This window comes from Leclercia sp. 119287 (assembly GCF_009734485.1).
In the GTDB taxonomy this organism is placed as follows: Bacteria; Pseudomonadota; Gammaproteobacteria; order Enterobacterales; family Enterobacteriaceae; genus Enterobacter; species Enterobacter adecarboxylatus_C.
Genome location: NZ_CP046445.1, coordinates 2,277,029 through 2,302,224, shown reverse-complemented (window position 1 = coordinate 2,302,224; position 25,196 = coordinate 2,277,029). Strand labels below are relative to the sequence as shown.

19 protein-coding genes and 2 pseudogenes are annotated in these 25,196 nt (G+C 50.7%); 10 read left to right on the top strand and 11 right to left on the bottom strand.

The genetic code is table 11. From position 1 onward, the window contains the following. The first annotated feature begins 136 nt into the window (after window positions 1–136). The 3 genes from GNG27_RS11155 to GNG27_RS11145 all read left to right on the top strand — a co-directional run bounded on the left by GNG27_RS11155 (window position 137) and on the right by GNG27_RS11145 (window position 3,745). Window positions 137–334 (top strand): hypothetical protein, encoded by a 198-nt coding sequence (locus GNG27_RS11155; protein WP_156263707.1) that lies wholly within the window; start codon window positions 137–139, stop codon window positions 332–334. Window positions 335–1,916: 1,582 nt separating this feature from the next. Further along, on the top strand, window positions 1,917–2,519 hold the full coding sequence (locus GNG27_RS11150) for a hypothetical protein (RefSeq protein WP_142489374.1): 603 nt from the start codon (window positions 1,917–1,919) through the stop codon (window positions 2,517–2,519). Window positions 2,520–2,740: 221 nt separating this feature from the next. Continuing rightward, the gene (locus GNG27_RS11145; RefSeq protein ID WP_000427623.1) at window positions 2,741–3,745 is read left to right on the top strand and encodes an IS110-like element IS4321 family transposase; all 1,005 of its coding nucleotides are present in this window, start codon (window positions 2,741–2,743) and stop codon (window positions 3,743–3,745) included. Between the two features lie 525 nt (window positions 3,746–4,270). Here GNG27_RS11145 and GNG27_RS11140 read toward each other — a convergent pair. After that, a complete protein-coding gene (locus GNG27_RS11140) occupies window positions 4,271–4,639 on the bottom strand; it encodes a hypothetical protein (protein WP_156263706.1) in 369 nt (122 codons plus the stop codon). A 75-nt stretch (window positions 4,640–4,714) separates the two neighbouring features. Beyond that, window positions 4,715–5,412, bottom strand: a protein-coding gene (locus tag GNG27_RS11135; RefSeq protein ID WP_095033700.1) for an IS1-like element IS1B family transposase whose coding sequence is annotated in 2 segments (ribosomal slippage) — window positions 4,715–5,163 and window positions 5,163–5,412 — 699 coding nt in all. Because the reading frame shifts where the segments join, the coding sequence is not laid out codon by codon here. Window positions 5,413–5,862: 450 nt separating this feature from the next. Here GNG27_RS11135 and GNG27_RS23875 point away from each other — a divergent pair. Beyond that, window positions 5,863–5,955 (top strand): annotated as a pseudogene (locus GNG27_RS23875) (nucleoside recognition family protein); the annotation flags it as partial. A 144-nt stretch (window positions 5,956–6,099) separates the two neighbouring features. Here the strand turns inward: GNG27_RS23875 and pgaD are convergent. From pgaD to GNG27_RS11105, 6 genes are all read right to left on the bottom strand, one after another. Then, the gene (pgaD, locus tag GNG27_RS11130) at window positions 6,100–6,537 is read right to left on the bottom strand and encodes a poly-beta-1,6-N-acetyl-D-glucosamine biosynthesis protein PgaD (RefSeq protein ID WP_156263705.1); all 438 of its coding nucleotides are present in this window, start codon (window positions 6,535–6,537) and stop codon (window positions 6,100–6,102) included. Continuing rightward, on the bottom strand, window positions 6,534–7,868 hold the full coding sequence (gene pgaC, locus GNG27_RS11125) for a poly-beta-1,6-N-acetyl-D-glucosamine synthase (protein WP_156263704.1): 1,335 nt from the start codon (window positions 7,866–7,868) through the stop codon (window positions 6,534–6,536). Before pgaC ends, pgaD begins: the two co-directional genes overlap by 4 nt. Next, window positions 7,865–9,880, bottom strand: a complete 2,016-nt coding sequence (gene pgaB, locus GNG27_RS11120) for a poly-beta-1,6-N-acetyl-D-glucosamine N-deacetylase PgaB (protein WP_142489370.1) — start codon at window positions 9,878–9,880, stop codon at window positions 7,865–7,867. Before pgaB ends, pgaC begins: the two co-directional genes overlap by 4 nt. A 9-nt stretch (window positions 9,881–9,889) precedes the next feature. After that, the gene (pgaA, locus tag GNG27_RS11115; protein WP_156263703.1) at window positions 9,890–12,355 is read right to left on the bottom strand and encodes a poly-beta-1,6 N-acetyl-D-glucosamine export porin PgaA; all 2,466 of its coding nucleotides are present in this window, start codon (window positions 12,353–12,355) and stop codon (window positions 9,890–9,892) included. 324 nt (window positions 12,356–12,679) lie between these two features. Beyond that, complete coding sequence (locus GNG27_RS11110) at window positions 12,680–14,095, bottom strand: surface lipoprotein assembly modifier (RefSeq protein ID WP_197090582.1); 1,416 nt, start codon at window positions 14,093–14,095, stop codon at window positions 12,680–12,682. Between the two features lie 52 nt (window positions 14,096–14,147). Then, the gene (locus tag GNG27_RS11105; protein WP_156263701.1) at window positions 14,148–14,903 is read right to left on the bottom strand and encodes a Slam-dependent surface lipoprotein; all 756 of its coding nucleotides are present in this window, start codon (window positions 14,901–14,903) and stop codon (window positions 14,148–14,150) included. A 751-nt stretch (window positions 14,904–15,654) separates the two neighbouring features. On the opposite strand from GNG27_RS11105, the pseudogene GNG27_RS11100 reads away from it, so the two are divergent. Further along, window positions 15,655–16,047 (top strand): annotated as a pseudogene (locus tag GNG27_RS11100) (SDR family NAD(P)-dependent oxidoreductase); the annotation flags it as partial. An 11-nt stretch (window positions 16,048–16,058) separates the two neighbouring features. On the opposite strand, the gene GNG27_RS11095 reads toward GNG27_RS11100, so the two are convergent. Next, window positions 16,059–17,206 (bottom strand): IS3 family transposase gene (locus GNG27_RS11095; RefSeq protein WP_089518920.1). Its coding sequence is split into 2 segments (ribosomal slippage): window positions 16,059–16,969 and window positions 16,969–17,206, totalling 1,149 coding nucleotides; the frame shifts between segments, so codons are not numbered across the junction. Between the two features lie 44 nt (window positions 17,207–17,250). After that, complete coding sequence (locus GNG27_RS11090; protein WP_156263700.1) at window positions 17,251–18,069, bottom strand: LysR family transcriptional regulator; 819 nt, start codon at window positions 18,067–18,069, stop codon at window positions 17,251–17,253. Window positions 18,070–18,199: 130 nt separating this feature from the next. Here GNG27_RS11090 and GNG27_RS11085 point away from each other — a divergent pair, with 130 nt between their 5' ends. Then, window positions 18,200–19,051 (top strand): nitroreductase family protein, encoded by an 852-nt coding sequence (locus GNG27_RS11085; protein WP_156263699.1) that lies wholly within the window; start codon window positions 18,200–18,202, stop codon window positions 19,049–19,051. A gap of 186 nt (window positions 19,052–19,237) precedes the next feature. On the opposite strand, the gene melR is transcribed toward GNG27_RS11085, so the two are convergent. After that, a complete protein-coding gene (gene melR, locus GNG27_RS11080; RefSeq protein WP_142489322.1) occupies window positions 19,238–20,164 on the bottom strand; it encodes a transcriptional regulator MelR in 927 nt (308 codons plus the stop codon). Window positions 20,165–20,436: 272 nt separating this feature from the next. Between melR and GNG27_RS11075 the strand changes: the two genes are divergently transcribed. The 4 genes from GNG27_RS11075 to GNG27_RS11060 all read left to right on the top strand — a co-directional run bounded on the left by GNG27_RS11075 (window position 20,437) and on the right by GNG27_RS11060 (window position 25,176). After that, entirely contained in the window at window positions 20,437–21,792 is a 1,356-nt protein-coding gene (locus tag GNG27_RS11075) for an alpha-glucosidase/alpha-galactosidase (RefSeq protein WP_156263698.1), read from the top strand. A gap of 84 nt (window positions 21,793–21,876) precedes the next feature. After that, window positions 21,877–23,304: a melibiose:sodium transporter MelB gene (gene melB / locus GNG27_RS11070; protein WP_156263697.1), complete on the top strand. Its 1,428-nt coding sequence runs from the start codon at window positions 21,877–21,879 to the stop codon at window positions 23,302–23,304. A gap of 2 nt (window positions 23,305–23,306) precedes the next feature. Further along, window positions 23,307–23,561: a SemiSWEET transporter gene (locus tag GNG27_RS11065; RefSeq protein ID WP_142489319.1), complete on the top strand. Its 255-nt coding sequence runs from the start codon at window positions 23,307–23,309 to the stop codon at window positions 23,559–23,561. Between the two features lie 187 nt (window positions 23,562–23,748). Further along, window positions 23,749–25,176: a glycoside hydrolase family 32 protein gene (locus GNG27_RS11060; protein WP_156263696.1), complete on the top strand. Its 1,428-nt coding sequence runs from the start codon at window positions 23,749–23,751 to the stop codon at window positions 25,174–25,176. Window positions 25,177–25,196: the final 20 nt, after the last annotated feature.

Genomic DNA, 25,196 nt, shown 5'->3' with positions numbered 1-25,196 from the left:
GGCGGCTCCCTACAAAAAATCAGGATTGCCCGGAAAGACCAGCGATGAGATAGTGCTCTTTCCCCTTGAACGAAAAAAAACCACCCAAGAATAACAACAACTGTTGTCGACGGTTTCGTTCAATAAGGGTATTACCATGTCTCAAAAACTTACTGCAGGCCAGGTGTTCTGTAATGTCGCTCTTTTCTTTATCGCTGCGCTGCCACTGGCGGTGACAGGAATTGCCATATTCATTATGGCAGAGGGGATTGAACGATGGTCTGCCGGCGGGTTTTGTTTAGCAATGGCTTTTGGGATTAGCCAGAGTATCTGGCGAAATCTATCTGGCAAATAGTTTAGCGAAAGCTAAACACACTAAAGCAGGATGTTAATCCTGCTTTTTTATTGCCGTAATCCAGCCTGGTGGCAGGGAGTTATGGCGTCCTGAACGAGGTGGCAGCCCTGAAGATATGAGAAAAGCCAGCGAATGACGGCTGTTTCTCCAAAAAGTAACTTTTTATTTTCGCGAAAGTATAAAAACATTCAAGAAAGCGGGTATGTAGATCCGAAGCGTTGTATACGAATTCCTTTTCACAGCCAGAAGCGTGATAACCACGGCTAGCAATCCTATGGCGTCTGTTAGTGTGGGTGGCCATGTATCACAGTAGGTCGTCATCGAGTACTGGAGCCATTGTTCAAAAAGGGTTGTGCGCGTATGCATGCTTATATCCTTGATTATATCTAATGAAGGGAAAACATTATCGCATGGTGTACGCGTCGTTTTTTCCGTATAAGGACCTAAAATGAAGGCATACGCATTCAGGGTTTAATTTTTGGCTCTAAACATGATTTCAAGTTAACCCGCGGACGCGAATATACCTCTTTCACTCCACCAGATGCTCTTTACGCCACGCATTGCATAGAGAAAATGCGTGCCGAAAAGAACTGGAGTGCAGCCACCTTAACCTTTAATCCGCAAACGACACAATTCATCTGGCACTAAAAACCGCCCGGAGGCGGTTGTTTCCAGGATGCGGCTGTCGATCCCTACATTGTAAATGTTCACAGGTGGTAGCCTGCGCCCTGCATAGCCTGTTGCCGGCGAAGGAAATCCATCAGGGCAACCTCCGCCTGCCTAGTGACGTTCGGGGTCACACCATGTATTTACTAACTGCCTCAAAAAGTAGATAAGCCCCGACACAATCAGCAACGCAGATAAGGCTGTCAACATAGCAACCGTCATAAGAAACTCCATGTTCTCAGTTTTTGTCCTACAGAATATTAGAACGTATTTTGCATTTGTCACTAGCTTGAGCGATCTGCGGTGCGCGGTTATCCAGGCATACAGAAAAACAGGTCAAACGGGGCTGATGGCAGACGTGTATGGCAAACCTGGCACCCACTAAAAATGGGGATTGATAGAAACAGTAACTTTTGCAAAAGTAAAAGCTACACCTAAGGAAAGCACTGCAAAAATTTTAGTTTAAGCACAACACGGCAAGCCATAAAAACAATAGAAATATGAAGTCGATGGTTTCTGATCGCTATTGCCCTGACTGTGGAGAAAATGAGCGCAGTAAGACCCGGCACCATACTTCCAGCTACAACTACTCCTACGTATCTTCATCTGACAACGCGAATTCAGGGAACTATAGCGGTGGGACTGGCTATGGTGGGAAGAAGCTGCCAGCCACCTCTGGTGAAATAATTTTTAATGTCATTGCTGCGATTGTAATTAACAGTATTGGCCTGGTCGTTCGGTCGGAAAGAGAAATCTTGCCGGGATATTCCGGGCCGAATTAGCTTTGATTTGTGAGCCAAAACATCTATGGCAAAGAGGGAAACCTCATTTGACAGGCAGTTCTGTACCAAATATAGTCATTGCCACCCTGAATCACTTCATATTGTGTATTCACATAAACTTCTCGAGGTTCAATATGCCCATCCCCTTCATGCCTATATTAATAGGCAGCATCATCAACGCTATTCCGGTATTAGCGTTGTATTTTGCCGTCAGTAAGAACATTAAACGGCTGGCCCCATTAGTTCTCTTTTCAATCGTATACTCCGCTGGAAATTCCCTATATTGGATTTCTAATCAAGTTAACCTGACGCTGATTATCACGTTTACCGTCTTAGTCGTCGTAGGATTGATTTGTCTTTACTCCATACTCAGGCATGAAAGTGGTAGACTGAAGTCATGGTTTCTCGCAAGTAGCGCTCTTATTCTATGTTCGGTTATTCCATTCGTACGGCTGAGCTTGTTTCTGGAAGAAGTCTCACCTACGTTTTTTTATCCGTTGATAGCAGCGTTACTGGCTGTGGGTGTTGTTTCATTGGCTTTCGCCCGAGGTACTGGTGGGCCATTGACTAACGGGACTGCATATCCAAACGGAACTATAACTAAGACTTATGCTACCCAGACAGAAATAGATACGGATTTAGCCATCAAAGGGAGATCTGTGTTATCAGATCCAAATCTGGATGAAGGCGAACGAGCAAGATACCGTCAAGCTCTGGATGAGAAGGACAACGGATAACGCAAGCCCTTCAGTCGCCACGCTGTTAGCGTGGCGATTTTCATATCAGCTAACCTGCCACCCGTTTTCATACACAATACTGACAATAATGTCCGCAGAGCGCTCGAAGCTGCCTGTCATGCCTACTTAAGAAACAAGCTTAGCGTAGGATATTTAATGAGATGGTCACTCCCTCCTTCCCGGTACTATGCTGAGGACAGGCTTTCATTCGGAGAACTATCATGGAAAACATTGCGCTCATTGGTATCGATCTGGGTAAAAACTCTTTCCATATTCATTGCCAGGATCGTCGCGGGAAGGCTGTTTACCGTAAAAAATTTACCCGGCCAAAGTTGATCGAATTTTTGGCGACATGCCCCGCTACAACCATCGCAATGGAAGCCTGTGGCGGTTCTCACTTTATGGCACGCAAGTTGGAAGAGTTGGGGCATTCCCCAAAGCTGATATCACCACAATTTGTCCGCCCGTTCGTTAAAAGCAATAAAAACGACTTTGTCGACGCCGAAGCTATTTGTGAAGCTGCATCGCGTCCGTCTATGCGTTTTGTGCAGCCCAGAACGGAATCTCAGCAGGCAATGCGGGCTCTGCATCGTGTCCGTGAATCCCTGGTTCAGGATAAGGTAAAAACAACCAATCAAATGCATGCTTTTCTGCTGGAATTTGGCATTAGCGTTCCCCGAGGAGCTGCCGTTATTAGCCGACTGAGTACCATTCTTGAGGATAATAGTTTGCCTCTTTACCTCAGCCAGTTATTGCTGAAATTACAACAGCATTATCACTATCTTGTTGAGCAGATTAAAGATTTGGAATCCCAGTTGAAACGAAAGTTGGACGAAGATGAGGTTGGACAGCGCTTGCTGAGCATTCCCTGCGTCGGAACACTGACAGCGAGTACTATTTCAACTGAGATTGGCGACGGGAAGCAGTACGCCAGCAGCCGTGACTTTGCGGCGGCAACAGGGCTTGTACCTCGGCAGTACAGCACGGGAGGTAGGACGACATTGCTGGGAATTAGTAAGCGAGGTAATAAAAAGATCCGAACTTTGTTGGTTCAATGTGCCAGGGTATTCATACAAAAACTGGAACACCAGTCTGGCAAATTGGCCGATTGGGTCAGGGATTTACTGTGCCGGAAAAGCAACTTTGTCGTCACTTGTGCTCTGGCAAACAAGCTGGCCAGAATAGCCTGGGCCCTAACGGCACGACAGCAAACTTATGTAGCATAACGGCAGAAATACACCGGTTTAAAGAATTACTGATCTGGTTTTGCGAATACTGATATTGATGATACTAACGGCCCACCGGCCTGTTGAGGAACCTGTAAAACGGAAAGGCTCATTGAAGCCGTATATTTTCTGGAGGTTCATCAGGCGCGGAACTCATCAAGGCGCGGGAATAAAATCCCATTCAGACGCCGGATAGATTCAAGCAAGCCAACTTGTCGTCAAAATCGGTGTTGCAAAAACGGGAGTGACCATAGATTCCGTTTCCTGGCGGCCCCCTTGATCACCGTGGGCAGCAGGGTTTCTTCCGTATCTATGCTGAGCTGGGCGGAAGCTATACGCAATACAACATGACATGGGACGAGGCGAACAAAAGCATGACGTTATCTGGCCAGTGGCTGAATACAGATGATAAGTCGCTGCGTACCGCAGACATGCTGCAATGCACTGGATCGGCGCAATTAATGCGCGAACCACCGAAAGCACTGTCTACACTGGAATTGTTCCAGCAAGGTAAGGCCGGAACTACTACATTTTTACATCGGCCCAGGTGAAGTATTTCGGTTCCATGAAACGATTATTTGTGCTGCCAGACCTAATTGGCATTGGGTCCGCGCTGGTTACGGGGTATTTGAAATCAACTCTGATAAAGCTGCGCTCCCCACACTTATATATAATATATTCACTCCAGACTTTTTCATCACCTTCTCTGTCCGATTTATAGGTGTCTACAGCGCAGGTTTCGCTTTTATTCCCTGCTTTCCCTACAAGTTTACTACCAGATAACTCTAGCTTAAGGCCTTCAATAGTAATTGTACGTGATTTAAAATCGTTGTCGTTACAACCCGCAAGGAGCAGCGTAAGTATTCCTGCATTTAGTAAGGTGGTTATTTTCATAGCAAGTCCATTAATAAAATAAAATGTCAAAGTATTACAATACTGTGCTTTCGGCAACCCGGTAATGACTCCAACTTATTGATAGTGTTTTATGTTCAGATAATGCCCGATGACTTTGTCATGCAGCTCCACCGATTTTGAGAACGACAGCGACTTCCGTCCCAGCCGTGCCAGGTGCTGCCTCAGATTCAGGTTATGCCGCTCAATTCGCTGCGTATATCGCTTGCTGATTACGTGCAGCTTTCCCTTCAGGCGGGATTCATACAGCGGCCAGCCATCCGTCATCCATATCACCACGTCAAAGGGTGACAGCAGGCTCATAAGACGCCCCAGCGTCGCCATAGTGCGTTCACCGAATACGTGCGCAACAACCGTCTTCCGGAGCCTGTCATACGCGTAAAACAGCCAGCGCTGGCGCGATTTAGCCCCGACGTATCCCCACTGTTCGTCCATTTCCGCGCAGACGATGACGTCACTGCCCGGCTGTATGCGCGAGGTTACCGACTGCGGCCTGAGTTTTTTAAATGGCGGAAAATCGTGTTGAGGCCAACGCCCATAATGCGGGCGGTTGCCCGGCATCCAACGCCATTCATGGCCATATCAATGATTTTCTGGTGCGTACCGGGTTGAGAAGCGGTGTAAGTGAACTGCAGTTGCCATGTTTTACGGCAGTGAGAGCAGAGATAGCGCTGATGTCCGGCGGTGCTTTTGCCGTTACGCACCACCCCGTCAGTAGCTGAACAGGAGGGACAGCTGATAGAAACAGAAGCCACTGGAGCACCTCAAAAACACCATCATACACTAAATCAGTAAGTTGGCAGCATCACCCGGCAACCCGGTGTTAAAGGTTTTGTGAGAAACTACTAATAATAATGGTGTGTAAGAAGTATCAATCTGTTAATTTAAATAAAGGCAAGCAAAGCGGCCGGTAAGCGGAATCAGTGCGGAGATAAAGCCATCACCTTCTAAGACGTTACGCGGTAATACTCTATCAACGATATGATGTACGGAGAAATGAGTATTGATGGCAAGTTCTTCCGCGCCAAAGACTTTGTTCGATGCAGTATGCCCACGAGAAACCGACCGTATTGTCACTGAATCGTAATATTAGCATTGGGCGACAGCCCACCGCTAACTAAATAAAATTTAAAAATCCCCCCCGGTGCTTGCAGGCGGCGCATATATTTTCGAAAGCGGAATCGCAGCGTCCAGTGATGCTCTTCCTGGCGCGCGGCACAGCTTATTTCGGTTTTATCTCTGAATTATTGCGAAAAGGCCTGTTCACGCCTGAGCAGGTTAATGCCTCAGCCGGTTTGTCAGACCGTTTCACTACGTGATCCCCGGCGTCATTACAGGCATCGCTCTACGCATGCCTATTCCGCCCTCCTGTATTAAGCGAGCCGCAGGTACTCCATAAAAAACCTGCCAGCAAACATCCGGAATTACCGGCAGGTTTTTCGTTACTCGCGCTGCACGTTAGCGAGAATTTTCGCCATCCACACGCGGTCAATTGCCCCCGTATCATAATGAGCGAGGGTAAAGACTTTGGCCTGACTCATCATTAGCGCCAGTTCGGGGGTGATATTGAAACTTGCCGCAACTTCATGGCGCTCAAGTTCAGGCCGGCGCTTACGACGCTCAATACGAAAGCGCAGCTGGTTGTATTTTGCCCAGGCGATCAGCGCCAGACTTATAAGACAGGCCACCAGCAGGTAGATACTCAACGTACTGAGCGTGGTGTAGAACGGTCTGGTCCCCATAAAAGGATTGTGTTCAATCGCGGTTATCAGACCACTGTAAATCAGCCAGCCAAACCCCAGCCAGGCAACGATGGTTAACAGGGAATCCAGCGCGCGTGGAAACAGCCGTTGTTCAGTAAAAATTAAAGGTTGGATCATGGTTTTAATCTCCCAATACCGCGATCGGGACTCACCCAACGAGCTCTGCTGCGTTTGCGGCGCAGCATGACTTTCGGGAAAGCCACAAGCGTAGTGAACAGGCTCAACATCCAGTACACCACCGGAAACCAGATAATCCAGAACAGAGACGCCGCAATACCTTTCTCGTAGCGTCTTTCGATAATCAGACTGACCGTGAACTGCAACAGACAGACCACGCCCAGCATCAGGCCAGTAAAAGCCGGTGGGAAAAGGTGCTGAACATATAAAGAATCGGGCATCGGAATAAGCAGCCCGAAGATAAACAACAGAATGCTGACGGCATAGGCAAAGGCCCATGCGGTTGACATACAAAACTCAATAAACAGAGGCCACATGCGGCGGTACTCCCAGTTCCACAAGCGACGCATATTGACGATAAACACCTCCGCGCCCCCCTGCGCCCAGCGCAGACGCTGCTTCCAGAGCCCTTTAAGCGTCTCGGGCATCAAAATCCAGCACAGCGCACGAGGTTCGAAGAAAATTGACCAGTGGCGCAGTTGTAACTTCCAACTGATATCAATATCTTCCGTGATCATATCCGGGCTCCAGTACCCCACCTCTGCCAGGGCGCGACGGCGATAAGCGGCAATGACACCGGAAACGGTAAAGACCTGACCATAGACGCGCTGGGTACGCTTGATAAGGCCGATGATAGATGAAAATTCCCCCACCTGGACTCGCCCAACCAGCGTTGAACGCGTACGGATACGCGGATTACCGGTCACGGCCCCCACGCGAGGGTGATTGAGCAGCGGTGCGACCATATACACCGCCGCATCTTTATCCAGCAGCGCATCACCATCAATACACACCAGAAAATCACTGCGCGCCGCCGCGGCACCCGCCTGCAGGGCTACCGCTTTACCCTGATTTTCCGCCAGATGAATTACCCGCAGCCGCGCATACTCACTTGCTAACTTGTCCAGTACGGCAGCGGTGCTGTCGATAGAACCGTCATTGATAGCAATCACTTCTATATTTTCATAACGTTGCGCCAGCGCCGCTTCGATAGTCTCACGGGCATTCAGCCCTTCGTTAAAGCACGGCACAAGAATGGAAATCAGCGGATTGCCTTCGAGTACAGGTGGCGGTGTGCCCGGCCCCCATGGCCAGTGGCGCTCGCGGTGAAACCAGAAGTAAAGCCCACCGCTTATCCAGAGGGCCGACATAAACAGCGGCCAGAAAAAGACGAAATCAAGGATCACTTCACCGGTAAAAATCACCGCCACGCCGAGCGGAAAACTGAACATCAGGCAAAGGATCAGAAAGGCGATGAGGCGATCGGTCATTTTTGCGGATACCAGTAGGAGGAAAAAGCAGAACGGATCTCTGCCATCCGGGGTTGATCGTTAATGAAATCGTCCGGGTAGTAGCCATAGTTTCTGGCACCGCTCAGCTTGAGCTGCCGCATCCACCCGTTAAGCATTTCACCGCTAATGTTGTCCTGCCCTGCCCCCTTACGCCAGTCGCGTGCCTGAAGTTCAAAGACCGTTTTATCCAGCGCGCCGGGGTAACGGGCTACCTGCCCGACGAGTCTGTCCAGCCAGGCATTGGCATCGTTGACCGGGACATTCTCCATCAGCGGCATCGCCATCGGGGCTGTCCAGTCGTAGGTGCCGAGAAAATCATTCAGATTCTGCGCAAACCAGGTTTCGCTCTGGGGATCCAGTACCGGCATGGCGTAAATGTTGCGGGCGGTTTTGATCTGTGGGCCGCGCACGGCACGCACGGTTTGCGTGAGCTCCCGGGTAAAATCAATCAGGGCGCGACTTTTAAAGCGCGTCCAGCGCGCCAGCAGTTCCGGGTTGGCGCGAATCTGCGCGAGATCGTCCGGGAAGCCTGCTAAACGATAGGCTTTGAGCGCATCCGGGGAGGCATCCTCAAAGTCGGTCAAAAAAGCGTCATCATGGAACAGAATGCCGCTGAAGTTGGCATGGCGCGCCAGGTCCTCGTAGATGTCGTTGATTCTCTGCCGGGCAACCGCACTCCAGGGTGATAAGCGCAAATACTGGCGATTATCTGGCGCAATTCGTCCGGTGTCTGACGACCAGGCCGCCACGCGAGGCACCGAGGGGTCTAACCCAAACGCCAGTACCGGCATCCAGGCGTAAACCTTCACTGCGGCACGGGTCTGCAACTGCCAGGAAACGAAGTTAAACAGATCCGCCCGCATAGGGAGCCAGCGACTGGGGAAATAGAGCGCATTGACGTTGCCGTCCCCTTTCGGATCGGCATAGGCCTGTAAAAAGACATGGGTGATCTTCATATCGAAAACCCGCTGAATGAGCAGATCGATATTTTTACGCTGTTGAGCCAGGTTTTTGTCGTACACATAGTCGAGATCGACATGCATAACCCGCATGGTCTCAGGTTCCCTGACCTGAGCTATCTGGCTGGCGAAGCTACGCAGCGAAGGGTTGTTGGAAATCAGCACCCGGGGAACATCTTCCAGATTTGCGGCATTCGCCAGCCCCTGGTTCAGGGTGAAAGCTATCTGGTAGCCCTGCTGATGCGCGAGCTTCAGTGTTGTCCCGCTCGCCGCACCGTAGGGCCAGACCCAGGCTCGCGGTGCTTTCCCGGTGACCTCTTCGATTTTGCCCGAAATGCGCGACAGGTCAGCACGAATACGCTGTTCAAACTGCGCATCCGTTTCGTACTGTCCGCTGGTTTTATCGTAAAACCGGTTAGCGACTGCGGGCTCCTTACTGCCTTGCGGATTGGCCTGATGGCCGTAATGGGATGCCCAGGTGTGCGCCCCCACTTCCACGAGCCCCGACTCGCTGGCCTCGCGTACCATCTTCCAGGTGGCAAACTTTTCCCGCGGCGTCTTTAGTCCGCCAAAATCCACCAGCGAATGTTCCGGTGCATCCACCCAACTGCCGACAGGCGCCCACAGAGCAGGCCATTTGAACAACCGAAGCAGCGGCAAAACGCGTGTCGAGAAGCTACTGTATCCATCATCAAAGGTCAGCATCACCGCCTTTTCAGGCAAGGTGATTTTTCCGGCATGGGCATCCAGCACCTGCTGCACGCTAATCGGGTGGTAGCCGTTATCATGCAACCAGGCAAACTGGTCGTTCAGGGCGCTGGTGCGCACGGACAGATAGCGCTGATCGGCGGCACCGTCCTCCACGTCATGCCAGCCCAGCACCAGAAAGCTGTTTGTGGGCCAGCGCTGGTCCGCATACAGCGCCGGACGCTCGGCGGGAGGAAGGTAACGCGGTGCCGCGGCCAATGCACACATGCTCATCATCATCCACCCGACGATTACCCTCGCGGCGAGAAGCCATCGTTTCATCATGAAGCGCCCTTAAAACCTGACATTCAGATCAAATGCGAGGGCAATATTGCGCTCCCGCTTCCCGTCGTATGGACGCTTATCCCAGGTCAGTTTCACCCCGGCATCCACTACGTTATTCCATTGAATACGTTGCCCGTAACCTAACTGATTGATGGCCCCGGCACTGTGCCCTTTTTGCCAGTAGCCGCCCGCCCCCGCCTCAAACTGCTGCTTCCAGACCGTGTCGTAATGGCGGTACAGCACCTGTTCGGCGCGCAGCCCTGCAACCGCTGCAAGATCGCGTTTGGGGTTGTAATAAGGCACATTTTCTTTGCTGTTATGGCTGCCGCCGATGCCGGGGAGAAAATCCAGAGTAAAACGTGGTAGCGTCCAGAGGCGTTCTTTACCGCTGATGCCGTATTCCAGTCGATCGTTGCCGTCGGTGAAATGGGCACCGAAAAGCGAAACTTGATATTCGCGTCGTTCGTTCTGATACCAGCGTAACCACAGATCGCCACCGTTGGCGTTTACCCCATTGCGCAGGGCACGCAGCGGCGTGTTACGGGATAACCGCTCCGCCGAGCCCCCGACCCGCCAGCTGTCGCTGAAATCGTACCAGCCAGAGAGGCGTCCGCCGATTTTCTGATCGCTGCCATCGTTGCGCCCGGAGACCTCCATTTCGGCCCAGCTATTCCTTGACGTCCATTCCACGCCCGCCAGCAGGTCCCGGCTTATTCCCTTCCCCTCCTCAAATTCGCCACGGGCAAAGTTGTAGCCGGTAAACAGTCGCCAGTTTTGGTTAACAGGTGGGCTATAAAGCGCAGCGTTGAGGGTAAAATCATTTTTGCCACTGACCGGACTGTCGGATGAGATGCCCTGAGACCCGGCTATCCGCAGTTCAGCTTTGTTATGCAACGCCATCAGTCGTTCAAGCTGCAACGTGGCGGCGTCATCCGGGCTGCGGGTAACTACATCCTTCGTCAGTTCGTTGGCCTGCTGCCACTCCTGTAGCTCCATGGCCGTCCATGCTTGTTGCCGTTCCAGCTCCAGGTTGCTGGGTTCAATGACTTCGGCAAGCTTAAGTTCGCGCTCTGCGGCACGGGGTAATCCTCTCGCCAGCAGCACTGACGCATAGGCAATACGCAGTGCCTGGTTACCCGATCCTGTACGCGCCAACCGCTCCGCATGCGTCTCGGCTGCAGGCAAATTATTGGTAGCGACCAGATATTCGGTTTTTAAGGTTCTTGCCAGCAGCCAGCTGTCATTGGGCTCCGGCGTAGGAGAACCGTAGATTTGTCGCAGGTAAGGGTTCTCTTTAGTGTATGTATCCAGTTGCTGCTTCGCTTCGTCGAAATGGTTGTTATCGAGACGGGCAAACAGCAGTTCCTGTTGATCGTCCATGGTCAACGGCTGTGATGCCAGGGTCGAGCCACGTGGAAAATAGATGCTTTCAAGCAGCGACTCGGCTTTGTCCGGCTGCTTCTGCGCAAGATATGCAGAAGCGACCCATCGTCTGGCGTAGTCAGGAACCGGCGTTCCGCTCGCCTCGAGCGATTCAAATTCGGCAATCGCTTCATCCATGCGTTTACGGATAACCAGCGCCCCCAGCCGGTCAATTCTGGCGCGTCGCACATCACCTTGCGCCTCGGGATGGGATTTCCACTCGGCAATCAGCGCGTCATAGCGAGCCAGTGCTTTATCTGCCACCAGAAATCGTTCCTCTTCATTGCGGGTGGGCGTAAACGCAGTGCGGACGGTTTGCGCCGCCGCATCCAGTTCAAGTTGACGTGTAATGGCATCAGGCTGCGGGAAGCGCTCTGAAAGGGTCAGCGCGGGGCCGGCAATGCGGTTGGCCGACATGGCAGCCAGCAGCGTGGGCACCACGTTTTTGTTGTGGTCTGAATCGGTATCGATTTGGCTGGCCGCCAGTACTGAATCCCAGTTTTTCCCCTGAGCATGATAAACATAAGCCAGCAGTGCCTCCCTCTCTGGCCCCGGCTCCTCGTCTGCCCAGCGCCGGGCTTCGGTGATGGCCTGCTCGTTGCGATGGGCATCTGCGAGCGTCATTATCCAGCCGGTGCGGGCGTCGCTATTGCCGGGCTCATCTTGCAGAACGGTTTCCCAGACGGCCAGCGAGTCATTCCACTGCTTTTGGTTACGCAGCGCGCGGGCGGCAGCGACCTGCCCTCTGGCAGGGATGGCCATGCTATGGCGATAACGATCCCATACCGCCAGCGTCTCCACGTCATTATTGGCCCATGAGGAAACCTGAAGCCAGTCAGCAATCTCTCCCGCCGTTAACTGTGTCTGCTTTTCCCGAACGGCAAGGTATTGCAATAAAGGCTGGCGGTCGCCATCCCGTGCCTGAATAATAAGTTCGTCGTAGGCAGACATTTCGGCGTATGCCCATGTCGGGAATAACATGCTCACCATTAATAAATATCGTCCTGAACGTAAGGGTTTAATAACGCAAGAGGAGCAGGAAACTCTGAACATGGCTAACCCTTAATCTCTGTTTTAATGTGAGCTTTTCATTTATTCATGACTAAAAGATGACGGAAATTTAATAACTAAGCAAGAAACAAAAAAGTACAGATGAATTTGTAATGTCATACTTTTTTCGTATTTACCATTATCCAGCCAATGACTACTTGTTTTGAAAAAAACGCATGAGCGGCACTCGAAAAGTTAGCAGCCACGCTTGCCTTTTACCAACTCATGAAATAAAAAAACACGCCGGAGCGTGCTTTTCATGTTAAATTCATTCTTTCGTATTAGTCTTTTTCTGCATACTCACTAAAATGGCCTGGCAAACGTCTGTTAAAAATTCTTATCCACAGAAAGCGTGACATTTCTCTGTCGATAATCATAGAAATCGATATTGCTATCGACCCGTTTATAGGTGAAATTCAGTTTCGGCATCACCCCAAAGAAATAAAGGTCGCGATGCCAGAGCGAGAGGTTATAGATCTGTTCGTTATCTTTCCGTCGCGTCGAAAAGATATCACTGTCGGCCTGATAATTGCGTCTGGCAATGGCCGTGGTGGCGGCAAAAGAGAGTTGCCAGGGCATATCAACCTGCACCCCGCTGCGCAAGCCTACCCGGTGGTTAGACTCACTGCGAGTGAAGGTCTGCTGATCGAGCAGATCGAAGCCGGCAAACCCTGACACCCGGTTACTGAAGGCATGGGACAGGGTTGTGGAAGAGTAACGATTTTGCCCGCGCAAGAATCGATAATTTTCATCATCATAATCCAGTTTCTGATATTCCAGCGCCTGACTCACCTGCCATGTGGGCGTAAGTAAATAACTGTATTCGGCGCGGACGCCAGGGCCAGAAGAGTACGCCTCGGTGCCATACCATCTTTTTTCATAAAAAGGCAACAGGGCAAATTGCTGCCGGAAATTACGCCATTGATATCCAGCATAAGCACGGGTGGTAATATCATCAAAATCATGATTATTCCAGTAACTCTTACCGTTTACCGTACCTAGAAATCGCAAGCCATGCTGATCGTAGAGTTGGACATCTTTTTGTAATGCGCCATTGAACCAGAAACCTTCTCCGCGCTGAGGGAAACTATCCTTATTACGAATAAACAGACGATCGCCAACCCGAATGGTTTTACCCGATGAAGCGTTATTCACATTGCTGTCATTCAGATAACTCACGCTGAATGAACCCGTTAATGCGCTGCCTTTCTGAATGCGCTCAAGATAGTGTGCAATAACCTGCTGGATATTTTCAGGCGGATTGCTTTGTAATACACGACGAAATTGATAATCAGCCGCGTCAAACTGACGATTTTCAAACATGGCACGCGCTAAATCCAGACGCACCGCAGCAAAGTCAGGGTGCCTGGTCAGAATAGCGCGATAGTGTTCAATCGCCTCTGCATAATGCCCCTGACTGCGCGCCAGCCCGGCTTTCGCAAAATGAATCAGGGTAGAATCCGGATTGGGTGACGCCGCATAGACGGGTAGAATGGCACGAACCATCGGCCACTTTTCTTCACGAATGGCCTGATCGAGCAGCGCCATCGCCAGCTCTGGCTGTTCCGCCAGTTGAGCATTAGTAACATGCAGTGTCTTGTCGCCAGGCTCGGTGCGCTTGTCCGGCGTGGTCAGTCGTTCAAAGTGGGGAGCAGCAGGAATCGAGTCGGTTTCCGGCGGCGCAGCAAACGCAACGCTGAGCGGGCACAGCAAACTCAGTGCGCCAGTACGCAAAATATTCATAGAAAGGCTTACCATCTGAAGGTCCGGTCAGCCAGGCTGACCGGAAAACGATTTATTGACGTGTCGCGCCAAAGGATGCGTTTTTAGTCGTGTCTGTAAACTGCGCCAGACCGCCCAACTCTTCAGCCGTAGGGCCATTGAAATGTCCGGTGAACGTCCCCTCCTGCCCGCCGGATTGCGCGTTACCGGTGAAACCACCGTTGGCAATGTTGCCCTGCATCGCAATTTCGCTACCAAAGGTATCATTGGCGGCAATGGTGCCAGTGATGGTTTTCGCCGCAAAATCAATGTCAAAGCGAGCATCACTCAGGTTACTTTCACGCATACCCTGACCCACATAGGTCGCCGTTCCCTGGGTTGGCATGTTAGCCGCGAGCGTGGCATCCCCGGTGTAGAAGACCTCATGCTGCCCTGTTTCATGCTGTGTCCAGGTACCGAAGATGGTGTAACTCATACGGCCACAGCACCATGATGTTGAGGAGATCAGGAATTGGCCACCACCACGGGTGACCCCATGAGTTTGCACCGAGCCCGCAGAGATCCCGGAGTTGCGCAAAACATATTCACGGCCCTCAGGGGTGGTGTAGGTCCAACCAGAAAGGGTACCGCCGGTGGTCAGGCTGACCGGTGCCGTGGCAGGGGTTTCCGGTGTGGTATCCGTATTGCCGTTATCCGTTTGCACAGGCGCAGTGGTTACTGGAGGCGTGCTGTCGCTACCACCGCCACCACCGCCACCGCCACCGCCACCGCCACCACATGCAGTCAGCGCAAAAGCAGTCAGTAATAATCCAGGTTTTAAGATCCCCATACGCTAAACGTCCTTGGTTGTGAATAAATTCGTAGAATTTGTAACATAATTTTTGCGAATAAATTTACGCCAAAACATTCAGCATCTCTAATGAATAGTCCTTATTTCCGCCAATTCTAAGATTAATCTTAACAACCACTTACATAACCTTGCGCCTATGGATCTGTTAAGCGGCGTTAATTTGACTTAAGGCGATTAATTAGCGTTTTTTTCACGCGCTTTCTATTATGTGCCCTAATTCATCCTCTTTTGTGCTTAGTACAAATTATGTCACTCAGGTCTTTACATTTTTTTGCAGCATTTATTATTTTTTTCAACGCAACAACGCTGAAATTATTTTAACCCTTGTATCAGAGCAATAATGTATGCGTCAGGCTGAGTTCAACCAACAAACCACTTCCGCTGTTGTGGGTTATTTTGCCTGTTCCGACGCTGGTTGGCGTATGCCCGAATGACTGAGACAGCGGGCAGCTGGCGGGCAACACTCTATATGGCTATGCGTTCAGCAGTGCTGATTAACCCTTAGATTAGTGACCTCTATACGTCGCGTTGCACGTGAAAAGCCTAAAAAGTCGCTATTACAGTCTGCATCAGAAAATTCATAACGATACTTAATGCGATGTTCAGGCACCAAAAGGTCTGGATATACAGCGTCTTCCTGTCGTCTCAAAATGGCACTAACTGAAAGATGCCAATCTACCTCCTCATGTATATCTACATCCACACAATCATTAATAAAGGATGGATGAAGATGCTGAGAGGTAAAAGAGCTGTGATTACCGGTGGCGGCGCGGGATTTGGTCAGGCGCTGAGCGTGTGGCTGGCACGAGAAGGCGTCGAGGTAGATTTTTGCGCGAGGCGTGTTGATGATATTCAAAAAACTTGCGGTATCATCAAGGCTGAAGGCGGAATGGCGAAAGGGTATATCTGTGATTTGACTCAGCCTGAATCCCTTTCTCAGTTTTCTTCACAGTTGTTAACTTCAGACAGACCCATAGACATTTTAATCCTTAATGCTGCTCAATGGCTGTCAGGAACGTTAGACGATCAACCAAACACAGAGATTATCAATACCGTCAGTTCGGGACTGACAGGTTCAATTCTACTGACTCAGGCGTTACTACCCGGGTTAAGACGTGAATCGCCACGGATAATCTAGACACTTCCTAGCCGTTGATAATACTGGTTTTCATATTCTGTCGGTGACATCTGATCGCTGGAACCATGCCGACGCTTACTGTTATAAAACATTTCGATGTAATCAAAAATATCGCTGCGGGCTTCTTCCCGCGTTCCGTAGATCTTTTTCTTTATCCGTTCGCGTTTCAACAACTGGAAAAAGCTTTCTGCAACCGCATTATCATGGCAGTTACCGCGACGGCTCATGCTGCCCTCCAGGCCGTGTGATTTCAGGAACGACTGCCACTCATGGCTTGTGTACTGACTGCCCTGATCCGAATGAACCAGCACCTGTTTTTGGGGATTACGGCGCCATACAGCCATCAGCAGTGCGTTCAGGACAATGTCCTTTGTCATCCGGGATTGCATGGACCAGCCGATAATTTTGCGTGAGAACAGATCAACAACCACGGCAAGATACAGCCAGCCTTCGTGGGTCCTGATGTAGGTTATGTCCGTTACCCAACGCTTATCCGGAGCATCCGGATTGAACTGTCGCTGGAGCCTGTTGGGCGACACGATACTGGCCTCGCCTTTACGTGCCCGCGGGCTCCGGTATCCGACCTGAGCCTTTATCCCGACACGTTTCATCAGTCGCCAGACTCTGTTCACTCCGCACTGTTGCCCGCTGTCCCGCAGATCCAGATGGATTTTGCGATAACCATAGACGCATCCCGATTCCAGCCAGAACTGTTTAATCTGTCCTGTCAGTCTCAGGTCTGCCTGATGGCGTTGTGAATGCGGCTGCTGAAGCCAGGCGTAAAAACCACTGGGATGAACATCCAGCACCCGACAGAGCAGGCGAACAGGCCAGCAACAGGTGTTGTCACGGATAAAGGCGTACCTCAGTCGGACAGCTTTGCGAAGTACGCCGCGGCTTTTTTTAATATGTCCCGTTCGTCGGTAACCCGCTTCAGCTCTTTCTGGAGACGGCGGATCTCGGCCTGAGCATCTGACTGTTCTTTATTAGCGGAAGAATCCGGACCGTACTTCTTTATCCAGGCGTAAAGGCTGTGGGTGGTGATATCGAGACGTGTTGCAACGCTGGCAACAGAATAACCGCGATCAACAACCTGTTTGACTGCTTCAATTTTAAACTCTTCGGGATAACGCTTACCGCTCATGGGCACCTCTCTTTAAGCCATCTTAAATGACTCTGAGGTGTCTGTTAAACCCGTGGCGATTCAAATTGCCTTTGCGTTACGTCTTCAAGAACAGGAACGAGTTCACCAGATTCTATAAAGCGCCTGGCAACGGAAGCATGGGTTTGTCCGATGCCCATACCCTGTACAAGTATGCTAATCAGAGCGGCACTGTCGTTCGCGGCGATATCAAAGGCCACTAACTGTGTATCGTCTCCCCGGCTGCGGAAACGCAGAGGCCATGCCTCACCTGTTGCGGCGCTGAAATAGCCGACGATCTTATGTCCATCCTTAAGATCGGAGAGGTTTTTCGGCACGCCATACTGCTTAAGATATCCGGGGCTGGCACAGGTAATTAAGCGATCTTTATACAGCGTGCGCGCAATCAGAGACGAGTCCGCCAGTTCTCCCGCGCGAATGGCGCAGTCCACCCCCTCCTCTATGAGATTAACCGGGCGATCGCCCACCCCAAGCGCCAGCTGAATATGCGGATAGCGTTCCCGAAACTCCTGTAGAACCGGCATCAATACAAAATTGGCCAGTGATGAATGAAGGTCAATTCGCAGCCTTCCTTTCGCCGCTGTCCCTACATCTCGTATTGCGCCTTCGGTCTCATCAAGCTTAGTGACAAGCCTACTGATCCTCCGGTAATACTCAGCACCCTCAGTGGTTAACGCGACAGAGCGCGTAGTGCGCTGTATCAGCTTAGTACCCAGATGCTCTTCTAACTCTTTGAGGTTCTTACTGACCGTAGAGCGTGGCAAGTCCAGGTGTGCTGCGGCCTTTGTGAAAGAGCGCGTCTCAACAATGCGCTGGAATATACGTATAGCTAATAGATGATCCATGCCTCAATTCTAAGGCATACACTCCGATTGTGCACACATATGAAAACTGAAGTCGCAAATCAGGGGATTATCTGTTTTGTCAGCCCGGCTATCCTGCGGTCATCAAATTTGCCGAAGGAGAGTAAAAACCATGACCGAAATGAATGCACAACAGCAGGCATTGCTTGAGGCCCGATACGGTGCAGAGCAACCAAAACCTGACAACATTATCTGGACGCCTCAGGTAGAAGCGCTTCTGAGCCATAAATCTGTCAGGACATTTTTGCCTGAAGCTCTGCCGGATGGGGCAATAGAGACGATGGTTGCTGCGGCACAGTCGGCATCAAATTCTTCTGCCTTGAACCAGTGGAGCCTGGTGGCCGTTACTGACCCGGCCCTCAAACAGCGAATTTCAGACACTGTAGCCCGCTCAGTACCCGTGGACCGTATCCCATGGATCGAGGAAGCTCCTGCATTGCTGCTCTGGGTAGCAGACCTGTCACGTGGTGCAGGAATTACAAAGGATGCCGGGAAAGAGCCTGTTGTGCTCGACTACCTTGATTCTTTCCTGATGGCTTCGATTGACGCAGCGCTTGCCGCCCAAAACGCAGCCGTTGCAGCGGAATCTATGAGCCTGGGGATAGTTTATCTCGGCGTCATGCGTAACATTGCGAAAGAGGTTGCGGATATAATCAACCTGCCTGATTACAGCTTTGTCACTTTTGGGATGGCTGTAGGATTGCCAGATGATACCAGAACCAGCAGCGTTCGCCCGCGCCCTGCCCAGCCGATGGTGTTACATTACAATCATTACGATGAGAGTCGTTATCGCACCTGTATTGAAAGATATGAAGCCGCTTATCAGGCATTCCGTAAGCGTCAGAATATGAGTGACAAAACCTGGGCTGGATCCGTAGTTGAATCCGCGATAAGCATGGATTATTTAGGCGGAAGAAATAAATTACGTGAAACAGTCATACAGCGCGGTTTCAAATTGAAATAACGGGGGGCTATCAACCTTGCAGCTGAATTTTGGGCTCTTTTTTTGAGCCCTCTGTGGCCTGGCTTAAGTTCCGCTTTTCACTCAATATTCAGCGCCAGGCAATCAGAACTGTTTCAGCGCGAACGCCTCTTGTACTTCCTCTCCACAACTGGGCTGACGCGCATGATTATTAAGCGACCCGGTTAATTAGCAGCCATTCCTTAACTGGCGCAGTTTGCGATAGTTATGCGGCGACATCCCGACATATTTGTTAAATGTGCTGTAGAAACTACTGCTGGAGTGGAACCCTGCGGTGAGAGCGATATCCAGAATCGACTTGTCCGTATCGCTAAGAAGTGCCCGCACATGGTTAATGCGCATCGCAGTAATATATTGCTTCATGGTGAGCTGCATCACGCGCTGAAATATCCCCATCGCATAATTCGGATTGAGTTTGACGTGTTCAGCAACCTGTTCGATGGTCAACGCCTGGTCGTAATTATTGCCGATAAACTCCAGCATTTGGCTGACATAAAATTGTGCATGGCGTGACACATTGTTACCGCTGCTGCGCGTACGGGCGGGTTTATTCACCAGAATCGGCTGCCAACCTGACAGGCTAAAACGTTTGAACATAAGGCAGATTTCATCGATGACTAACTGGCGAATTTGCTCGTTGGGGCTTCTGATCTCCTCCTGCCAGCGCTGAACTTCAAAGGGGCTAAGCTGCTGCGCGGTCAGGGATTTCAGCACCGTACCGTGGGTGACATGATTGATAAGCTGCCGGTCCAGCGGCCAGGAGAGAAAAAGATGCATAGGAAGACTAAAAATAGCCATATTTTTGCATTCACCAGGACGGGTGAGCTGATGCGGAGTACAGGCCCAAAATATCGTGATATGTCCCTGCTTAATCTGCACCGTTTCATTATTGATTAAGTATTCTACGTCGCCGTCAAAAGGGACATTCACCTCGACCTGCCCGTGCCAGTGGCAGGCTTCCATATGCTGGGGCCTGCGTAGCTCGATATCCATGCGTTGGTATTCGGAGTAGAGCGACAAAGGACTGCGCGTATTGCTATCGGTGCTGCTGCACATATCCGGGTCGGGCGGAAGGCTATTTGGGATGATATTCATTGTTCTCTCCGTTTCCTGAATTGTCAGAAATACTGGCACAAAAGTCTTTCTGTGACTGTGAGAATGAGAAAAATTTGGCGATATAAGCGGGCGGTTATCAGTCTGTTAGCCGAGATTATCTGCTTTCCTGACGAAAAAATCCGGAAAACTCATATTTAAATGGGTGATGAAACCAATCTGAGTTTTCCGGAATGCTAAGTAAGGAAGAGGGAGGAGAACCGGTGCACGACATGCCAATCTGACGGGGTTTACTTATGCCACGGAGAAAGAAAATGTCAGCACCAAAAATTACCTTTATCGGCGCAGGCTCGACGATTTTTGTTAAAAACATTCTCGGAGATGTTTTTCATCGCCCGGCGCTGAAATCGGCCCATATCGCCCTGATGGATATTGATGAAACGCGTCTGGAAGAGTCACATATTGTAGTGCGTAAACTGATGGACTCCGCAGGTGCCTGCGGAAAAATCACCTGCCATACCGACCAGAAACAAGCCCTTCAGGATGCTGATTTCGTTGTGGTTGCTTTCCAGATTGGCGGCTACGAACCCTGTACCGTCACGGACTTTGCCGTCTGTAAAAAGCACGGCCTGGAACAAACTATTGCCGATACCTTAGGCCCTGGCGGAATTATGCGTGCCCTGCGCACCATCCCGCATTTATGGCAGATTTGTGAAGACATGACGCAAGTTTGTCCGGATGCCACGATGCTTAACTACGTCAATCCGATGGCGATGAATACCTGGGCTATGTATGCACGCTACCCGCAGATTAAACAGGTGGGGCTGTGCCACTCGGTGCAGGGAACGGCTGAAGAGCTGGCGCGTGATTTATCTATCGACCCGGCGTCCTTGCGCTATCGCTGCGCCGGTATCAACCATATGGCATTTTATCTCTCGCTTGAGAAAAAAAATGATCAGGGTGAATACGTCAGTATTTATCCGGATCTGCTGAGAGCTTACGAAAGTGGCGAAGCGCCGAAGCCCAATCTGCATGGCAATCCGCGCTGTGAAAATATCGTCCGCTACGAGATGTTCAAAAAGCTGGGCTATTTCGTGACGGAATCTTCTGAGCACTTTGCAGAATATACGCCCTGGTTTATTAAGCCTGGCCGCGAAGATCTGATTGAGCGTTACAAAGTCCCATTAGATGAGTACCCAAAACGTTGTGTTGAGCAACTGGCTAACTGGCGCAAGGAACTTGAAGAGTACAAAACGGCAGAACGCATTGACATCAAGCCATCACGTGAATATGCCAGCACCATTATGAACGCGCTGTGGACGGGTGAGCCGAGTGTTATCTATGGCAACGTGCGCAACGATAACCTTATCGATAACCTGCCGCAGGGCTGCTGTGTTGAAGTAGCGTGCCTGGTGGATGCCAATGGTATTCAACCGACCCGTGTTGGCACACTACCCTCACATCTGGCAGCGCTTATGCAAACCAATGTTAATGTTCAGACCTTACTGACCGAAGCGATTTTGACAGAGAATCGCGACCGCGTTTACCACGCCACGCTGCTTGACCCTCATACCTCAGCCGTCCTCGGAATTGAAGAGATTTATGCCCTGGTTGATGACCTGATTACAGCACACGGTGAATGGTTACCGGCCTGGCTTCATCGCGCATAACCCAGTACGCCGGGCGTCATGCCCGGCTTCTCACATATCTAATAACAGAAGGAAGGCACTGGTGACAGTGGCCTGGTACCCTATATGAGCATATCAATTACAACAAAACTCAGTTATGGATTTGGGGCGTTTGGTAAAGATTTCGCTATTGGCATCGTTTACATGTATCTGATGTATTACTACACCGATGTTGTCGGTTTATCGGTAGGCCTGGTGGGCACGCTGTTTTTAATCGCAAGGATTTGGGATGCTATCAACGATCCGATCATGGGCTGGATAGTCAACAGCACCCGTAGCCGCTGGGGAAAGTTTAAGCCGTGGATCCTGGTGGGGACGATAGCCAACTCGATTGTTCTGTTTTTACTGTTCAGCGCGCATCTGTTTGAAGGCACAACGCAGGTAGTGTTCGTTTGCGTGACCTATATCCTATGGGGCATGACCTACACAATCATGGATATTCCGTTCTGGTCGATGGTACCCACCATTACCCTGGATAAACGTGAACGCGAACAGCTGGTACCTTTTCCACGTTTCTTTGCCAGTTTATCCGGGTTTATCACCGCAGGCGTTACGCTACCGTTCATCAACTATATCGGCGGCGAAGACCGAGGTTTCGGCTTCCAGATGTTTACGCTTATATTGATAGCCTTCTTTATTGCTTCAACCCTCATCATGTTACGCAACGTGAAAGAGGTCTACTCGTCAGACAGTGATGCAACCGAAGACAGTAGCCGCCTCAGCTTAAAGGCCATAGTGGCATTGATCTATAAAAACGATCAGCTTTCTTGCCTGCTGGGTATGGCGCTGGCTTACAACATCGCAGCAAACATTATTACGGGGTTCGCGATTTATTACTTCACCTACGTTATAGGTGACGCCAGCCTCTTCCCCTATTACATGTCTTATTCGGGGGCAGCAAACCTGTTAACCCTGATCCTGTTCCCGCGACTGGTAAAAGCGTTGTCACGCCGCTTACTGTGGGCGGGAGCATCGGTGCTACCGATTTTTGGCGGTGGGGTACTGCTCTGGATAGCGCTGGCTGGGTATCACAATGTGTGGTTAATTTCCCTTGCCGGAATTTTGCTGAACGTAGGGACAGCCTTGTTCTGGGTACTACAGGTCATTATGGTGGCGGACACCGTAGATTATGGCGAGTACAAACTCAACGTTCGGTGTGAAAGCATTGCCTATTCGGTTCAAACGATGGTGGTTAAAGGAGGCTCGGCGTTTTCTGCATTCTTTATCTCCCTGATACTTGGCATCATAGGTTACGTACCAAATGTTGCGCAGTCTGAAAGCACCGTAACCGGTATGCAGTTCATCATGATTGCGCTTCCGGCGCTCTTCTTCCTGATCACCCTGATCTTCTACTTCCGCCTCTACAAACTTAATGGCGATATGCTGAGAAAAATACAGATCCACCTGTTGGATAAATATCGTCACTCCACAGCGCCTGTAGAAACGCAATCATCCAGCATCAGCATGACGAAAACATCAGACGCGAAGGCGTAACCATGGAATGGATATCTGTAATTGGTTACATAGCGGCAAGCCTGACAACATTGTCATTCTTGCCCCAGGCGGTAAAAGTGATTTCCACACGCAATACGCAAGGCATCTCCGGCCTGATGTACGCGATGTTCGTTTGCGGACTGATGATGTGGTTTTTATATGGGCTATTAATTAACGATTTGGCTATTAGCGCGGCAAATCTTTTGACATTGCTGTTTGCTCTGCCCGTCTTAATTATGAAGTACCGCTTGCGCTAAGGCAGGCCAGATAAGCGTAGCGTCATCCGGAATTTTTCTTTGGAATAACAGATAAAAAGGCGGATGACGTTATCGCTTATCCACTCTACATGATCCTTTCGATTTTCTTTTTACGAGGCAATAAGTCCTTATCCGGCGGGCGGCTATCGCAACCTCCCCCATTTGAATTATTCAGGAGTGAGTTGTTATGACGTTATTGATTGCCAATGCTGAGAAGGCCCTGAACGAAAAGCAAGACCAACTGAACATTCGCTGGTATCCACGTTACCATCTTGCTCCGCGAGCGGGTTGGATGAATGACCCCAACGGGCTGGTTTGGTTTGACGGGTGGTATCACGCGTTTTATCAACATCATCCTTACTCCCCGGAATGGGGGCCGATGCACTGGGGGCATGCGCGCAGCCGCGATATGCTGCACTGGGAACATTTGCCGGTGGCGCTGGCACCGGTTGGGCCAGAAGACAAAGATGGTTGTTTCTCGGGTTCTGCGGTAGTGAACGCTGATGAACTGTCATTGATTTATACCGGCCATAAATTTCACGGCGATCTGAGCAGTGACGACAACCTGTACCAGGTGCAGTGTCTGGCAACCAGCAAAAATGGCATCGAATTTGCGCGTCACGGGACGGTTATTGACACTCCTGCGGGACTGCATCATTTCCGCGACCCGAAAGTGTGGCAGGAAGGCGAAGCGTGGTACATGGTGGTCGGCGCGCGCGTGGGTGATACCGGGCAGGTCAGGCTCTATCGTTCAGAGTGCTTACGAAGCTGGCAAGCTGAGGGGATTCTGGCCGAAGCGGACGAGAAGATGGGCTTTATGTGGGAGTGCCCGGACTTCTTTACCCTAAACGGCAAACAGATACTTATGTTCTCGCCGCAGGGAATGGCGGCACAGGGATATGAAAATCGTAACTTATTCCAGAGTGGATATCTGGTTGGGCAGTGGCAACCGGGTGCCCCTTTCGTGCAACAGAGCGCGTTCCGGGAGATGGACCACGGACACGATTTCTATGCGCCGCAGAGCTTTCTTGCCCCGGACGGCCGTCGCATCGTTATGGGCTGGATGGCCATGTGGGGATCTCCAATGCCGGAACAACAAGACGGCTGGTCAGGCATGCTGACGTTACCACGAGAGTTGACACTCACTGCCGATAATCGCCTGCAAATGCGTCCTGTAAGAGAGCTGGAAAACCTACGCCAGCACTGGTTCAGTTGGCCCGTCAGCACCCTGAGCAACAAAATGCTGCCAGTGATGAATCACTGCGAAACAACGGAAGTCATTTTGCAGTGGGAACTGGCCGCCTGTGATGCAGAACAATACGGTATCGCACTGGAGGACGGTATGCGCTTGTATGTCGATAACCAGGCACAACGGCTGGTGCTTGAGCGCAATTATCCGGAGCTTGGTCTTTGCGGGCAACGGAGCATTCCTCTCCCCGCTTCCGCAACGCTGAAACTGCGGATATTCTTCGACAGCTCGTCGGTGGAAGTTTTCGTCAATGACGGCGAAGCCTGTCTGAGCAGCCGTATATATCCGCAGTCACGCATGTTGAGTCTCTTTGCCTGGTCAGGACGTGCCGAATTCACGGAGTGTGGTGCCTGGCATCTGGAATAAAGAAATAAATATAAATAAAT

What these genes read in the sequence shown, in the direction of transcription:
- GNG27_RS11155 (WP_156263707.1), top strand. Translation starts at nt 137, where the DNA reads ATGTCTCAAAAACTTACTGCAGGCCAGGTGTTCTGTAATGTCGCTCTT.
- GNG27_RS11150 (WP_142489374.1), top strand. Translation starts at nt 1,917, where the DNA reads ATGCCCATCCCCTTCATGCCTATATTAATAGGCAGCATCATCAACGCT.
- GNG27_RS11145 (WP_000427623.1), top strand. Translation starts at nt 2,741, where the DNA reads ATGGAAAACATTGCGCTCATTGGTATCGATCTGGGTAAAAACTCTTTC.
- GNG27_RS11140 (WP_156263706.1), bottom strand. Translation starts at nt 4,639, where the DNA reads ATGAAAATAACCACCTTACTAAATGCAGGAATACTTACGCTGCTCCTT.
- pgaD (WP_156263705.1), bottom strand. Translation starts at nt 6,537, where the DNA reads ATGATCCAACCTTTAATTTTTACTGAACAACGGCTGTTTCCACGCGCG.
- pgaC (WP_156263704.1), bottom strand. Translation starts at nt 7,868, where the DNA reads ATGACCGATCGCCTCATCGCCTTTCTGATCCTTTGCCTGATGTTCAGT.
- pgaB (WP_142489370.1), bottom strand. Translation starts at nt 9,880, where the DNA reads ATGATGAAACGATGGCTTCTCGCCGCGAGGGTAATCGTCGGGTGGATG.
- pgaA (WP_156263703.1), bottom strand. Translation starts at nt 12,355, where the DNA reads ATGTTCAGAGTTTCCTGCTCCTCTTGCGTTATTAAACCCTTACGTTCA.
- GNG27_RS11110 (WP_197090582.1), bottom strand. Translation starts at nt 14,095, where the DNA reads ATGAATATTTTGCGTACTGGCGCACTGAGTTTGCTGTGCCCGCTCAGC.
- GNG27_RS11105 (WP_156263701.1), bottom strand. Translation starts at nt 14,903, where the DNA reads ATGGGGATCTTAAAACCTGGATTATTACTGACTGCTTTTGCGCTGACT.
- GNG27_RS11090 (WP_156263700.1), bottom strand. Translation starts at nt 18,069, where the DNA reads ATGGATCATCTATTAGCTATACGTATATTCCAGCGCATTGTTGAGACG.
- GNG27_RS11085 (WP_156263699.1), top strand. Translation starts at nt 18,200, where the DNA reads ATGACCGAAATGAATGCACAACAGCAGGCATTGCTTGAGGCCCGATAC.
- melR (WP_142489322.1), bottom strand. Translation starts at nt 20,164, where the DNA reads ATGAATATCATCCCAAATAGCCTTCCGCCCGACCCGGATATGTGCAGC.
- GNG27_RS11075 (WP_156263698.1), top strand. Translation starts at nt 20,437, where the DNA reads ATGTCAGCACCAAAAATTACCTTTATCGGCGCAGGCTCGACGATTTTT.
- melB (WP_156263697.1), top strand. Translation starts at nt 21,877, where the DNA reads ATGAGCATATCAATTACAACAAAACTCAGTTATGGATTTGGGGCGTTT.
- GNG27_RS11065 (WP_142489319.1), top strand. Translation starts at nt 23,307, where the DNA reads ATGGAATGGATATCTGTAATTGGTTACATAGCGGCAAGCCTGACAACA.
- GNG27_RS11060 (WP_156263696.1), top strand. Translation starts at nt 23,749, where the DNA reads ATGACGTTATTGATTGCCAATGCTGAGAAGGCCCTGAACGAAAAGCAA.